The 15,003-nt window shown below is 58.6% G+C and carries 8 protein-coding genes; 1 reads left to right on the top strand and 7 read right to left on the bottom strand.

The window, feature by feature from the left end:
- Positions 1 to 166 precede the first annotated feature (166 nt).
- Positions 167 to 3,589 carry a PD40 domain-containing protein gene (locus tag HY011_03420; GenBank protein ID MBI3421964.1) on the top strand — a complete coding sequence of 1,141 codons (3,423 nt, stop codon included), beginning with the start codon at positions 167 to 169 and terminating at the stop codon, positions 3,587 to 3,589.
- Between the two features lie 196 nt (positions 3,590 to 3,785).
- Here HY011_03420 and HY011_03415 read toward each other — a convergent pair whose 3' ends face one another.
- From HY011_03415 to HY011_03385, 7 genes are all read right to left on the bottom strand, one after another.
- Positions 3,786 to 6,041 carry a transglycosylase SLT domain-containing protein gene (locus HY011_03415; GenBank protein MBI3421963.1) on the bottom strand — a complete coding sequence of 752 codons (2,256 nt, stop codon included), beginning with the start codon at positions 6,039 to 6,041 and terminating at the stop codon, positions 3,786 to 3,788.
- Positions 6,042 to 6,254: 213 nt separating this feature from the next.
- Complete coding sequence (locus HY011_03410) at positions 6,255 to 8,435, bottom strand: hypothetical protein (GenBank protein MBI3421962.1); 2,181 nt, start codon at positions 8,433 to 8,435, stop codon at positions 6,255 to 6,257.
- 799 nt (positions 8,436 to 9,234) lie between these two features.
- Positions 9,235 to 10,140 (bottom strand): DUF4350 domain-containing protein, encoded by a 906-nt coding sequence (locus tag HY011_03405; protein ID MBI3421961.1) that lies wholly within the window; start codon positions 10,138 to 10,140, stop codon positions 9,235 to 9,237.
- Positions 10,141 to 10,149: 9 nt separating this feature from the next.
- Positions 10,150 to 11,703: a hypothetical protein gene (locus HY011_03400; GenBank protein ID MBI3421960.1), complete on the bottom strand. Its 1,554-nt coding sequence runs from the start codon at positions 11,701 to 11,703 to the stop codon at positions 10,150 to 10,152.
- A 282-nt stretch (positions 11,704 to 11,985) separates the two neighbouring features.
- Positions 11,986 to 13,161, bottom strand: a complete 1,176-nt coding sequence (mltG, locus tag HY011_03395) for an endolytic transglycosylase MltG (GenBank protein ID MBI3421959.1) — start codon at positions 13,159 to 13,161, stop codon at positions 11,986 to 11,988.
- A gap of 20 nt (positions 13,162 to 13,181) precedes the next feature.
- Positions 13,182 to 13,604: a Holliday junction resolvase RuvX gene (ruvX, locus tag HY011_03390; protein ID MBI3421958.1), complete on the bottom strand. Its 423-nt coding sequence runs from the start codon at positions 13,602 to 13,604 to the stop codon at positions 13,182 to 13,184.
- A gap of 165 nt (positions 13,605 to 13,769) precedes the next feature.
- A complete protein-coding gene (locus tag HY011_03385) occupies positions 13,770 to 14,963 on the bottom strand; it encodes a hypothetical protein (protein MBI3421957.1) in 1,194 nt (397 codons plus the stop codon).
- Positions 14,964 to 15,003: the final 40 nt, after the last annotated feature.

Genomic DNA, 15,003 nt, shown 5'->3' with positions numbered 1-15,003 from the left:
AAGCCAGTTCTGGCTGTTCCGTTATTCCCTCTGTTCCGTAATCTCTCTTTTGCCCCCCCTGCTCGCGCCAATACCGCCGTTTGTAACCGACCCGCCGCTTGGGGCGTCATGACAGACGACCACTTTCCATTCTTCGTTTAGACAACCCTTCAAAGGAGCATCGCTTATGAAACGCCTATCCGCTTTCGCTTTTCTGCTTGTGTGCTGTTTGCCGTTCGTGGCTTTGGGCCGCGACGTCAGGCTGGTGCGTTACCCGCATTACCACCAAGGCAAAATCGTGTTCACCTATCTGGGCGACATCTGGATCGCCGATGAGACGGGGCAAAACGTCCGGCGGCTGACGGTGCATCAGGCGCGCGACATTTATCCGCGCTTCTCGCCGGATGGAAACTGGATCGCGTTCTCCTCGAATCGGGACGGCAATTACGACGTGTATGTGATGCCGGCCAGCGGCGGCAAACCGCGCCAACTGACCTTTCACAGCGCCAACGATAACGTCGTCGGTTGGAGCACCGACGGACGCCGGATCGTCTTTGAATCCTCGCGCGGGCAGGGCGTCTTCCCCAGTGTCAGCACGCTCTGGGAAGTTTCGGCGGAAGGCGGCATGGAACAGCCGCTCAAGACCGATTGGGGTTCGTCTGGCAGCTATGCGCCCGATGGCGCGAAGCTCGCCTTCACGCGCCATCCCGGCGGTTGGTCGCGCAAACATTATCGCGGCAGCTATGCGGCAGACTTGTGGGTCATGGACGTCGCCGCCAACAAATTCACCAAGCTCGGCGGCGAAGATTACAAGGGCAATTACCTCTGGCCGATGTACGGGCGCAACGGCGAGATTTACTTCGTGTCGAATGAACTGCCGAACGAAAAAAACATCAAGTTCGGCGGCCCCGAAGTCATGAAGAGCGTCAACAATATCTGGAAGATTTCGGAAAAAGGCGGCAAGGCCGTTCAGATCACGCACCACACCGATGGCAATCTTTTCTTTCCCAGTATTTCTTACGATGGCAAAACGATTGTCTATGAAGACAACTTCGGTCTGTGGAAGCTGGACACCGCGAGCGGGAAAAGCACCGAGATTCGCCTCGACATCCAGTCCGACGTGAAAGACAACGACGTCGAATTGGTCACGCTCAACAACGATCTCGAAGCCTTCCACCTTTCGCCCTCGAACCGGCGCGCCGCCGTGGCCGTGCACAGCGAGATTTTCACCATCGCGACCGACCGTGGCGAACCGCAGCGCGTCACCGAAACGCCCTGGAAAGAACAATCGCCGCGCTGGTCGCCCAATGGCAAGTGGGTCGCCTTTGTCTCTGATCGCACGGGCCGCGAAGAAGTCTGGATTTCGGACGAACTTGGCAAGAACCTGAAAAAGCTCAGCGACGCCGATTGCGACAAATCCGCGCTCGTCTGGTCGAACGATTCCAAGTCACTGCTCTGGTCGGGTTCCGATCACAAATTGCGCAGCGTGGATATTGAAACGGGTAAGGAAGAAGTGCTGGCCTCCAGCGAGGCCGGCAACATTCAAGGGCCGCAGTTCTCGCCCGACGGCAAGTGGCTCGCTTACGCCAAGCAGGACAAATTGCTGCGTCCGCACGTGTGGGTAAAAGAACTGGCGACCGGGCAGGAACGCCTGATTGAAGCGCCCGATCTTTTCCTGCAATCGAGCGGCGCGAAGTGGACGCCCGACGGCAAGAAGCTGTTGTTATTGGGCGGCGTGGGCGCGGCGAGCATTGCCTCGACGACCGGGCGCGGCACGGCCCAACTTTATAGCGTGGCGTTGACCCCGCTTGAGAAAGACCCGACGGATCGAGACATCAACACTGAGGCCCAAGCCGAAGCCGCGCCGCAAGATGCCCCCGGCGGCGCACGTGGAACACGTGGCGGCGCAGGCACGCCCCCCAGCGTGCAGGTCAAGATTGAGTGGGCAGGCATTGAGCGGCGCATCACGCAACTTACGCGCATGCCCGGTTCGGTCTCGACCGTAGTTCCCGCACCCGACAGCCGCACCTACTTGTTTATGGCCCAGGGCGCTGGCGCTCCTGGCGACGCGGCGGCAGGCGGCCCAGGGATGTACACCATCGCCGAAGACGGTTCCCGCCTGACACGGCTCAACACCACCGTGGCGGAAGCTGGCGGCGGTGGCGGACGCGGTGGTGGTGGCGGCTTTGGCGGATTCGCCGAACCGCAGTGGGCCAGAGATGGCCGCAGCATTTATTTCATGCAAGGTCGCGGGCTTTATACGCTGGCGATTGCCCCGCCGACTGAGGGCGCGGCAGTTCCAACCGCAGGTGGTGGTGGCGGGCGCGGCGGCGGCGGTGGCGGCGGTTTCGGTGCGGGCGCGCCGACCACGACGGCAGCCGCTGGGCTTGCGCCGCGCCGCATCAACTTCACCGTGCGGATGGAGATTGATTTAACCGCCGAGCGCAAACAGGTGTTCAACGAAGCCTGGCGCGTGATGAAGAATCGTTTCTACGACGCCAAGATGCACGGTGTGGATTGGGCGGCGGCCAAAAACGTTTACGAACCGCTGCTCGAACACCTTGCCGACACCGAAGAGTTGCAGAACCTGATTATGGAGATGATCGGCGACCTCAATGCCTCGCACACCGGCATTTCAGGCGGCACCCGCTTGCCGACGCAAACGCCGGAAGAACGCATCCAGACCCGCTATCCCGGCTTCGATCTGGAAGCCGACGCGGCGGGTTATTACAAGGTGTCGTACATCTACAAGAACGGCCCCGCCGACCGCGACTTCGTGAAGCTGGCGGCGGGCAATTACATTTTGGCCGTGAACGAGAAGCCACTGAAGGCGGGCGACAATTACTGGAAGCTCTTCAACATTCTGCCGGGCCGCAAGTTTGAATTTCTGGTGAACACGAAGCCTTCGCTTGAGGGCGCGTGGACGGTCAGTCTGGAACCGCTCAACGCCGCCGCGCACGGCAATCTGCTCTATGAACGTTGGGTGGCCGAGCGCAAACAGATGGTCGCCAAACTTACCAACAACGAAATCGGCTACTTGCACATTCGCGCAATGGACGCGCCCTCGCTGGCGAAATTCCAACGTGATCTGCTCGAAAATCAAGACAAGCAGGCGCTCATCATTGATCAGCGTTTCAATGGCGGCGGCGGCATTGACCAAGAGTTGTTGCAGATTCTGGGTCAACGCAAAGTCTATCAAGTCACCCGTGGCCGCGACTCGCTGGATGTCCGGCGTCCCGCGCAAGCCTTCTTTGGCCCGATGGTCGTGATGCAAAACGAGCGTTCGGCCAGCGATGCCGAGATGTTCCCGGATGGCTTCCGCGCGCTGGGCCTGGGCAAGCTGGTCGGGATGCCCACTTACGGCGCAGTGATCGGCACTGGCTCCTACACGCTGCTGGACGGTTCGGCCCTGCGCACACCTGGCGCGGGTGTCTTCACGGCCAGGGGCGAGAACATGGAGAATTACGGTGTGGTGCCCGATGTGTTGATTGATAACGGGCCGGCCGATTTCCTGACCGGGCACGACCGGCAGATTGAAAAGGCCATCGAGGTCTTACGTGGGCAGTTGGCGCAAGAGAGCAAACCGGCGCGCGCGGGCGGACAGCGCTGAGACGAGCGGCGTCCGTGGCCGAGCCACGCGCGCCAGTGTTTTTCTGGCTGCTGCCAGACGCACGCACAGGACTCGAACGACGGTGACCTGTATTCAGGCGGGGCGGCATGCGCCGCAACCGGTCAGGCAAAATAAAACAGGCCCTGCGCGAGAGAAATCGCGCAGGGCCTGTAACTGTTTATTGCGAGCGCATTGCTTAAGGCAATGACGGCACGTTGCTCTTGAACCGTCCTTGTTCGTCATAAAGCCGCTGGTACTGGCGCATATTGCGATAAACGCCCTGCACATAAAGCCGCGTTTCGCTGAGCGGAATGCTTTCGACCCACTCTTCGATTTCCGGGTTGGGCCGTTCGCGCAACCAGCGCGCCACCCGCGAAGGGCCGCCGTTGTAGGCGGCGGCAACATATTCCAACCGTCCGAATTCACCCACCAGTTGCGCCAGATAACCCGTCCCGAGTTGCAGGTTGATCATGGGGTTGTATAGATCCGCCAGGGCCACGCGGCCACCACCCACGCCATATTTCCGCGCGACCAATTGACCCGTTGACGGCAGCAATTGCATCAAGCCAATGGCATTGGCGCGGCTGCGCGCCTGCGGATTGAAGATCGTCTCTTGCCGGATCAAGCCGGCGATGTAGTAGGGATCGAGGTGATGCGTTTTGGCCTGCTCCTTGATGGCCGACCAGAAGTTGAGCGGATAAAAAACCTCCCAGGCTTCGCGCGACATCTCTTCGGGCAGGGTCTGCGCGTAATCGGGGTAGGCACGCTTGAGCGCATTGATGGCCGCCGTCGGTTCGTTGCGTTGCCGGTAAAGCTGGGCGATGCGCAAGTTGATCAACGGCGAAGTGCCGGCATTGGCGCGCGCGGCTTCCAGTTCGTTAAAGGCCGATTGGTGCAGCGCGATGGTCGCGAGTTGATTGGCTTTGGTCAGCCGTTCGCGGTCGCTGTCTTTGAGCGTTTCGACCGTGCGCGTGATGTCTTGCAAGCCGGCAATGGCTTTGGCGAGGGCCGCATCTTTGGTTGGATCGAGCGCTTGCGCGCCGGTTTGGACAAGCATTGACGCGCGGCGTTCGGCATTGATGCCGTACCAGCCCGCGCCATAGCGTTTTTGCAAGGCTCGATACAACGCCACCGCGCGATTGCGGTCGCCCGCGCGTTCCGCGTCAACGGCCGCCCAGAAGGCCGCTTTGCCGCGATTCTCGGTCGTGTTGCCATAGAGCGCGAGGTGTTCAGCAAGCAGGCGCGCGGCAGTGGCGTAATCCTTCGCTTCGTGCGCCCGCCAGGCCAGCCAGAAATGAGCTTCGTCGGCATTGGGGGAAGTGGGAAACTGACGCGCGACTTGTTCGTAGTAGGCCGCCGCCTGAGGCAAGAGGCTACGCTTCTCGTAACTGCGCCCGAGACTAAAGAGCAACGCCGCGATGTATGGGCTATCCGGCACGATGCGCTTGATCTCGGTGATGGCGGCCAACGTTTGCGCTTCGTTGTGTAACGCGAAGTTCGAAGCGCCCAGATAATACTGCGATTCGCTCACCAGCTTCGGCGTGCGTGCGCGCACATTGCCCAACGCAGTGATGGCGGACGCAAATGAATTGCCCTTGTAATAGCTGATGCCCGCCCGCAACCAGGCGTCATCATTGGCGGCGGCGGCATTCATTCGCGCAAGTTGTTCGTAAGCCTGCCCCGCCAGCACATATAGGCTATTGCTGAAAAGTCTGTCCGCCCGGTGGCGCAATTGATTGGCGTCGGCGGCTGCCGTAGACGCGCCCAATGCGGTGAGCCGGGCGGCGACTTGCCCAGCCTCGGCGGAATGGGGCGCTTCAAAATAGAGTTGCCGGAGCGTGTTGATCGTATCGGCGCGGCGGCCCAGTTTTTCCAGCGCATCGGCTTTCAATTTTAGCGCGGTGGCGTCTTTGGCCTCGGCCAGCGCGGCCAAGTCATTCAGCGTGGTTTGATATTCGCCGCGCAGAAAGGCCGAACCGGCGGCTTGCAGCGTTGCCGGACGGGCCAGCAGAGAGGTCGGGAATTTGTTGGCCAGTTGGCGATAGGTCTTTTCGGCGAGTTCGGCTTGACCGCTGTCGTGCAAGGACTGCGCGCGTTGTTGCAACGCGTAATCACCTAGCGCGCTGTAAGTGGCGATGGCCGGATCGCTCGAGAGCGCAATGGCAGTGGCGTAATCTTTGGCTTGCAGACGCAAATACCCGCGGAGCAAACGCGCCAAGGCCGCTTCCTCGGTGTGGGGGAAAGCGGTCTCTAGTTTTTGTAATTCGGCGTCGTTATTCGAGGCCACCGCAATGCGCAATTGCGCGCGCGCGTTGTCAGTCCCGCCGGTGTTCGGTTTGCTCTGCGTTTGTGCGGTCGCGGTTGAATACGCGGTACGCAGCCCCAGTGACAGTAGCAACACCAGACCGGCGACTCCCACGAGTCTGACCAGGGGAAAGGGGATATATTTCATAGAACTAGCTCCAGACTGCTTCAAACGTAATGCAAGGGGACATGCTTCAGACGATGCAGGCGGCGTGTCAGACGTACCCGACGGGGCACCAGGTGAGCTGATCGAAACCGTCGCGCGGGGGGTAAAACCGGGCGCAGTTTAACACAGGAAACCGCTGACGCAATCGGCCTGATTGCGTCAGCGGCAGACAAGTTTGTGATTAGATGCGCGGGATTATTGTCCCATCATCACAGGGCCGGGGCAGTTTGAACCCAGCTTGGAGGGGTCGCCCTCGGCCAGCGTCTGCACGAGTTCGTCATAGAAATAATCGAACTTGGTGGCGACGGCGGGGGAAACGCGCTTGTCATAGACCTTGCGGCTGCGATCGATCTCGTCGCGCAACCGATCATAAAGATCGGCCTGACGGCGGCCTTCATTCACTTTGGCGGCGTTGTAAAGCTTGATCTCTGAAACCAGCAGGCGCGCAAAGCGCCGCGCATCATTGTGGGCGCGCACTTCCGTTTCGGTCGCGGCATTCGTGACCGAAAGCGAGGGGGCGGCATAACGCGGCGGTTCGGAAGGTTGATTGAAGGAAAACCGCACGGACGGCGCATCGGCCTGAAAGGGCGCAATCGGCGGCGGTGCCACTGGCAAAGGCAACCGCTCTGTCTCTGCGTCCTCAGTGTGATTGGCGTATTCGGATAACGACGGAATGCGGATGGGCGGTGGTGTGGGCGGCGCGGGGGGAACAGCAGGCGGCGTGGGCGCAAACGCCTCTTCCGCTGGCGCCCAGGCCGGATTCGTGGCGGGACTCACGGACGCTGCTGGCGCGGGTTCCTCTTCCTGTAGTCGTTGCATCCAATCCGGCAGTTGGACACTCGATTGGGGGCCAGGTTCTGCTGTCAGCCCTAAGGACGGGGTTTCGGGCGGTGCGAAATTGGAAAAAGGCAGAGGCGCTGGCGGCGTGGCAACGGCCGGTTCCGCCGCATTGCCTCGCACCAAATCAAAGATGGATGGCACCTCCGACTCGGGCGCTTCTGGCTCAGGTTCGACCGTTTGGAACGCGGGCGGAGCCGGCTCGACGTAAGCAGGAACGCTCGGTTTCAATTCTCCTGTTTGTACCGATTGAATATATTGAGCTTGCGCTGCATAAGCTTCAGCGGGTGCGCTCACAGTCGCTGGGGCGTCCCCTTCACCGGGTCTGGTCGTGGTGGGGTCTCCTGCATAAGGCTCGGTATGGCTAACCGGCGCGGGATCTTCCGTCCTTTGCGCTAGGGCCGGATTTTCCCAAGCGGGTGGTGGCGTCTCTTCTACCGCAGCCTGTGGCGCGGCTGGCGAGGCAGGTTCTGCCACCGGCGTTGGCGTGGGCGCTTCCACTGGCGCGGGTACTGCGACAGGCTGGGCGGGCGGCGCGGCGGCCGGTTGGGCGTTTGGTTGTACTGTGGGTTGCGAACGGGCGACTTCGCCCGCACTGCGCCGCACGGGGAGCAACTCAATCGCCATGCTGGCGATCTGCACTAAGGTTTCCAGCGCTTCCAATTGCACGGCGTCGTCAGACTCAGCGCCCGAATCGGCATACAGCACGGCGGCGGCTTTGCCGCGCACCACCAACGGCACAGCGACCGCACCAGCCGGAACCGGGTGGCTAAAGCGGCCCAGCACGGGTGCCAAATCAGCTTGCGCCGGGTTGAGCGCAATGGCGGTGTGCTGCTCGGTCAGGGCTTGCCCAAGCAAAGAAGGAGCCTGAATCGAAACAGCCAACGAGCGGGCCGTCTCATCGCTCAATCCATTGTCAAAGCCCAAGGCCTTCCAGCCGACCGCCTCGCCGCTTTTAACAACATAAAACACCACGCGCGGCGAAAAGTGCGCGGCGCGGTTGATCAGCGCGGTCAACGTTTCTGATTGGGTGCGCTGGGCGTCAATTTCTTCGACAGCGGTTTTGAGCAAACTGTAATTGGGCGGCGCCGTGACGGTCGTGGGAGGCGCACTGACGACTTGGCTGGCTGTTAGTGCGGCAATTTGCGCGCGGAATTGTTCCGCTTCAGCCTCGACCGCCGCTTTGGCCGCCGCCTCGCTTTGGGCCAATTGGGTTTGGAATTCAGCCTCGAGTTGTTGACGTAACTCGGCCCGGCTTTTTTCGACTTCGGCGTTCAGGCGCTCCTGAAATTGCTGTTCCGCTTTTCCCACCGAACTGTCGAGCAGCGTTTTGACGTGGGTGTTGAGGGCCGCCGTTTCTTCCGTTGTCACCTTTGCCTGATTTTGCTCTTGCAACCGCGTGTGTGCTTCGGTGACGGCGGTTTGCAAGCGTTCAAGCTCGGCTTGAAGCGGATTGAGACGAGCAGACAGCAAGTCGCTGACGCGTTGCTGCAACTCAGCTTCCCAGTCTGGCCAATTCGGGTTTTCGTCTTCAAACACTGCGTTCCTCCGTTTTTACACCCTCGGCGACGGGAACTGTGCGCGGGGGGCAAACTATGAATGTGTCGTTAGCCTTGCGGGTTTTACTCTGGGAAAAGGGATGACGACGTTCAGATGTTCAGACAGGCACTTATGTTCTATTGTTTGAAAGCAGCGTGGCTCATTTGCGAATTCAATAACATAGGGTCAGCAGGAGTAGTAGATACATCCGAAACTGCTGTAATGAGCCAAGCCGAAGCACAAGCGCTTACGGTCAATTTCTGTCTGAAGCACCGCTGGAGTCTTACAGCCTGTTGTCTAATTAAACGACAAAGACGCTGGATTATTATGCGTTTAGCAGGGCTTGTCAATCATTCGTTCGGCGGCTTTCCTTAGGCAAAAAGAGGCTCTTCGGACGTGCTGACCGCCTGCGCTGTCAGGCGTGATTTGCCACTCAGCGCCTGGCACTTTACCCAGCGCCTTAAGGTCTGGAAAGTATTCCGCGCGATTGCCCCTAGCACCAAGCTCATCGGACGGTTGTGCCTGATTTAGCTTTGAATCCGTTCAAGCAACCTTCAGGCGAGCCAGTAAGTTTTGCCTGCTTATGAACGCCCACGATCCAGTTGGCACAGGTTCAGACGCTGGCAGATGGAAAAGAAAAGTGTGGTGGCTCAAAGAGAAGAGGTCTCGCCGCAGATGAACGCTGAAAAACGCAGAGCAAGCCGAATAGCCAATGGAATTGATCTGCGTTGGTCGGCGTTGATCTGCGGCTTGGCTCTCTCCCCTTTGACCCACTACCAAGAAAAGAAGCCCTGGCTGCTTACTTCAAGAGCTTGGTCAGCCAATGCATGAGGTTTAGCACTAACTGCTTATTATCCAGGCCCGGCTGATTCATGCCCATTTTCATTTGTTGCGGCCCGGCCAATTGCGCCGAAAGCATGGCCGCTTCGCCCATGACGACGACGCGCCCGTTACCGAATTGCAAAGCAAGGCCTTGCGCCCGTCCGGCCGCAGAGGTGCGCGTGTTGGTCGGGCGGTTTACGTCTACGGCAGTGTCGGCCAGCTTCAAAAAAGCCACGCTGTCTGGCGGCCCTTTCAGCGATTGGCCTGTGAAAGATTGAATGTGATTGAGACGTTCATCCGCATTGCGCCCGCGTGCGATGGCGTGCTCGCCGAGTAAGCCATTCTCGCGATTGAATTGGATGAAGCCCTGATTGTTTGACTCTTTCGGATAGTGCTCCGGGTCGGAGGTGTACCCCTTGCTCATCCCCACGCCGAATTGTTGGCCCAGGCGTTCTGCCGCCGCGCCCATCGGCGCGTGATCGGCGATGAGCAACAACGCGCCGCCTGCTTGCACCCACGCGCGCACCGCCTGGCATTCTGCTTCGGTGAAGGCCGGCTGGCTGGCTTCCGGCGCGCCCATTTGCGCCGCGCCGAGCGCATTGGCGATGACCAGCACGTTATATCCAGCCAGACTTTGCTTCGTGAATTTCTGTTTGTTGGGTGTCACGACGCAACCATCGTTGGTGATGAGCGCGGCAAAGGGTTGATAGCGGCCATCGGTCGTGTGGAAGTTGAAGTGCGCTTCGTCAAACAGCACCTTTGGCCGTTGCTTGGTATAAGCCGGACGCGCGACTTTTACGTCGAAGTTCGGATCAGGCACTTGCTGGCCGAACGCAGCCACGGCACAAAACACGAGCAAGCAAACAGCAACACCAGGTTTCATCGCGGCTCCTTATGGTTTGATGGGGTCTTTCAGCTTCTCTTTCTCTGCGTCAACGTTGAAGCGTTTGTAATTTCCGTAAGCAATGGATTGTGTCACGTTGATGCCTTTGACCAGCAGCACCTTGACCGCCAGGTTGATGTCGGCGCGCGTCGGCAACCAGATTTCGTCATTGATGCGATCCGCTTCCAGCGTGAAGGATGCGCCCTCGCGCAACGCCGCCAGCAAGCCACCCGCGATCTTAAAAGCTTCAACCAAACGCGCCTCGACGCGCGCGACCTGTTTGTCAGTCACATCCACCCAGATGGCCCCGGCCATCTTGCCAAAAAACTTCTCGTAATCCTTCTGCGGTTTGTAACCGGGCAGCGGCTCGAAATCGAAGACGATCACCTCGCGCCCACGAAAGCGTTCGCGGCGCGGGTTGACCAGTTTGCTGGCACGCAAGACATCCGAAATCGAGATGCGTTGACCGCGCTCAGGATCGGGCGAGCCGCTGTTGCCTTGCGCCACCTCGCGTTCTTTGGCTTTCTTGTCTTTTTCGGCTTCTTTCTTTTCGATGTCGCGGATGCGTTTCTCGACGCGCTTCTGTTCATCGGCTTCTTCGCTGGGCGTGAACGGCTTGCCGTTTTTGCCGGTCTGGCGGCGGATGCGATGGCCTTTGAAAAACGTCAACTCAAACGTCTCGGATTCTTTCTCGCGCAGTTGGCCGTTCTGTTCCAATTCACGGCTCGTGATGGTTTCGGTGTAAGTGTACTTTTCCAGCAACTCGTCTATGCGGTCTTCATTCGCTTTGACCTCTTTCAGCAAGGCGTCAATGTCCGGCAGCGGTTCGTCGGCAAGCTTTGGGAATTCAAAGGCGGCCTTGTCCAGCGTGACGTTGTGTTTAACCTCGGCCAGCTTGATCTCGAATTGCTCTTTGCCGTCATTGATCAGAATCGTGTGCGCTTCCAGCACGCCGTCAACCAGCCGGTGATCGGTGTAATCAAAGGTGCGCACCGTTTCGCCCGCCGGTAATTCCTCGCGCACTAACAAGCCGGTTGCCGCGTCGAAAAATATTTTGATCTTCACGCCTTTGGCCGTCGTGAATTGCACAGCATTGGCGGGCTTGCCGTTGATGTCGCTGGTTCCGGCCAGCGACAGTTTGCCCTTTTCCTTTTTGTAATCCAGCCAGCGCGCATTGCGATAGGCGGCCTCGGCGGCAAAATCGCGGCTCGCCAAACCGGTCAACGTGCGCAAGCCTTCGCGCGAATCGCGCATCCACGAAGATTTGCCGTTGAAGCCCGACGCGACTTCAAAACCGGCGACATCAAAAGAACTGGTGTAAAGATTCGGCAGCATAGCCATGGCCTGATAACTGCCGGTGGCCTTGTCACTCAGCCGTGTGATTTGACCTTTGATCTGCCACGAATGCACAGCGCGCAAGGCTTTTTCACCTTTACCATTGCTCATGGCTTTAATGGCTTGCTTGATGACTTTGTCAGGGGATTGGGCTAGCGTTGGGTGTGGAATGAACAGCAGGGCGCAACTGAACAAGAGCGCCGAGAGACCTCGCCATGATTGTTGCATGATTCCTTCTCCAAAAATGCGTGTGCGGTTGAAACTCAGGCAAAGGGGTTCACCTCAAAATAACGCAGAAAACGAGGCGGACGGGTGCAGTTTTTGACCGTCCTCTTCGCGTTCGTTTGAACGGCCACCTGGCACACGCTTGCATTGAGCGGGACGGTACCGCGCGCGTGAGCAAGCGGGCCGTGGGCAGTTCAGCCAATGGTATAAGCCTGACACACCGCTTGCTCACGCGCGCGGTACCGTCCCAGCGCGATGCGACCGTAAACTCAATTGCAAATTGACCTAGTGTGGCTGTGTCTCCCGCTCTTGTTGCCGCAACAACTGCACAGCCCGGTCGTGATCTGCTGATGAAACGGAAAACTTGTGCGAACCATCGTTCTTCGTTACATCTACGACGAAGTACAGATAGTCGCTTTGCACCGGATTGAGCGCCGCTTGCAGCGACCGTTTGCCCGGCGAGGCAATCGGGCCGGGCGGCATGCCGGGGAACATATAGGTGTTATACGGCGACGGGCGATCCAGGTCGCTGCGGTAAATCTTGCCGCGATACTTGCCTGCGAGCAGCGCGGCATAAATCACCGTCGGGTCGCAGGCCAGCCGTTCGCCCAGCCGCAACCGGTTGTGATAGACCGACGAAATCAACTCGCGCTCGGCATCCACTTTGGCTTCTTTCTCAATCAACGAGGCGAAGGTGACGGCGCGCCGCGCGTTCCAGCCCAAGGCCGCCGCGCGTTGCTGCAATTCCGGCGTGTAAACTTTGCGGAAGCGTTTGACCATTGCCTCGACCAACTGTTCACGCGTCGTCGTGGTCGTGAATTCGTAGGTGTCGGGGAACAGATAGCCTTCTAAATCCTGGGCCGCCGGGTCTAGGTCGGCAATCAGAGAAATATTTTTCAGCAACGCCTGCGCCTCATCGGGATTGGCGAGTGGTGGCTGTTTCAAGCCTTGCAGCGAACCCAGAATCCGCGCGATGTCCCATTGGTTGTAGCCTTCGGGAATGGTGAAGGAATGCGTGGCGACTTCGCCTTTGACCAGCTTGTTGATGACTTCGAGCGGCGCGATGGGCGAGGCGAATTCGTAATCGCCCGCTTTGAATTTCTGATTGCCCGCGAAAAACCGCAGCCAGAGCTTGGTGGGCAGGGCGCTCGCCAAGACGCCTTCGCGTTGTAAGGTGGCGATGATTTCAGAACTGCCGGTGCCGGGTTTGAAGGTGATGATCTTTTTGGCGGCGTTGTGCGCGTGCGGTTGTTTAACCGCGCCTTTCAGCCAGGCTTGCCCGGCGAAGAGCGCGCTCACGCCCAAGACAGTCAAACCCAAAAACACGAGCAAAATCTTTTTCAGGAGCGCGAATGATTTTGCAGGCTGTTCAACCGGCGCGCGCGGCGTCACAGGAGACGTCGAAGCCGTTGCCGCCGGTTTTTCCGGTTCGGGAGTGGGGGGAGTTTCAGATGCTGTCATTCGTACAGAGTCTTTCCGAGTTAAAGTGCTTGCGAGGCCAGATAGTCCTGCAAGATCAACGTTGCCGCATATTCATCCGATTTGGCGCGGCGTTCGCGCTGCTTTGCGCCCTGCGCGCGCAACCTCTGATCGGCTTCGTGCGAAGTTAGCCGTTCATCAATCATTTGAATGGGAATCGTGACGTGCCGCTTGAGTTCGGCGATAAAGCTTTCGACGCGCGAGGTCGCGGGGCCGCGCGTGCCATCCATATTCAACGGCAAGCCAATGACGAGCGTGCCGATTTCGTGATCGGTTACCAGCGCCGCCAGCCGCTCAAGCACTTCGGCGAATTTCAATTTGTCGCGCCGTAGCGTCGTCAACGGGCGCGCCGTCAATTGCAATTCGTCCGAGAGCGCCACGCCAATCGCTTTGGCGCCGAAATCCAAGGCCATTACTCGCATCACGCGGGAAGTATGCCGAGCATCGCTGAGGCACGTCAAACGGATGTCTTGAAGAAAATGAAACCACGAAACAACGAAGCGGCGCTTTGTCCCTATGCCATTGGTTGTCAGCCGTTCTTCGTTTTCTTTGTTGCTTTGTGGTGGATTCTTTCGTGTGAATTCTAATGCTCAGTGGCGTTCCCAAAAAGCGCAGGATGAACCAACCCAGGTTTTGTTCTTGTTGAAATCCACGCCCATCATCACGCCTTTGCTCAGCCGTGTCAGCGTCGTCACGGCGATTGGCTCAGCCGCGTCGTCGGGCCACAGGAACATCACGCGTACTTCGACTTTGCTGGGTTCATCGGGTGTGAGGATGACTGGTTCGTATGCGACTTTCTCTTGCAGCAGGAAATCGCCGCGTTGTGCCTGAGGTACCGCATCCAAATCGGCGCGCACGATATTGACTCTGACGCCGCTGCCTGCAAACGAGAAAAGTGGCTTAAGCACGAACTGGTCAAGATCGTCCGGATAAGCATCCAACTGATCCAGAAACCAGGCGCGTGGCACCGTCGGATGGTTGAGATACGGCAGCGAGAATTTGCTCAAGCGGAAATACCAATTCGGATGGCCGGCCCATTCCACGTCGAGTTCGTCGCGGAAATCAAAGTTGATTTGCACGCCCTTGCGCACCAATTCGTCAATGATGACGCGGTTGTAAACACGGCGAATTTCAATTTGCCGTCCGTCTTCTTCGTAAAACAGCCGCTGGCCTTGTTTCTGAATATGGGCGACATCCACCGTTTTAATGCCAAGCAACTTTTCGGTTGCCCGGAAATCGGGCAGCGTTTTTTGCGCGAGGGGTTCGATCTCCAGCAACACAACCTGCTCAGGTGCATGGTCTTTCAGAATTGTGCGGCGCAACAACGCCAGATAGTTTTCATCGCTCATTCCGTCAAGCAAGTAGTCCAACCCGCTCAAGTCATAGAATTGCTGGTACACGTGTGGCATCACCAACTGAAACGCATAGAGCGAAGCGCAGCCTTGTAACTCGATCAGCTTCGGTGCGAACTGCCCATCCGCCGCGCGCGTCACCGCGAAATCCACCACGATAAAACTGGGGTGTGTGCCTTCATTCGGCGCATGAAACTCCGCCGGAATGGCGCGGGGCGAAACCGCGTGATATTCCGGCGTGCGCAATTGTGCGATCAGTTCGCGCGCGCTTTGCGCCATCACGTGAAGCAAGTCTTGCGGCAAAAAAACAGGCGTTTCGCACGAACGGAATTCGATCTGGGTGCCGGTCGCTTCGTTAAGGGTTTGCAAAAATTGCTGATACTTTGTTTCGGTAAAGCTCGCATTAAACTTGGCGCGTAAGTGCGGAATCACGTCTGCTCTCCTCAGGTTCGGTTTCAGGATTGGTTGCCGA

It is taken from the genome of Acidobacteriota bacterium (assembly GCA_016196035.1).
GTDB lineage: Bacteria > Acidobacteriota > Blastocatellia > RBC074 > RBC074 > JACPYM01.
Note: the sequence above shows the minus strand (reverse complement) of the source record. Positions and strands in the feature narration are given on the sequence as shown.

Bases quoted from the DNA above. Each gene is read 5' to 3' on its own strand.
- HY011_03420 (MBI3421964.1), top strand. From the start codon at position 167: ATGAAACGCCTATCCGCTTTCGCTTTTCTGCTTGTGTGCTGTTTGCCG.
- HY011_03415 (MBI3421963.1), bottom strand. From the start codon at position 6,041: ATGAAATATATCCCCTTTCCCCTGGTCAGACTCGTGGGAGTCGCCGGT.
- HY011_03405 (MBI3421961.1), bottom strand. From the start codon at position 10,140: ATGAAACCTGGTGTTGCTGTTTGCTTGCTCGTGTTTTGTGCCGTGGCT.
- HY011_03400 (MBI3421960.1), bottom strand. From the start codon at position 11,703: ATGCAACAATCATGGCGAGGTCTCTCGGCGCTCTTGTTCAGTTGCGCC.
- mltG (MBI3421959.1), bottom strand. From the start codon at position 13,161: ATGACAGCATCTGAAACTCCCCCCACTCCCGAACCGGAAAAACCGGCG.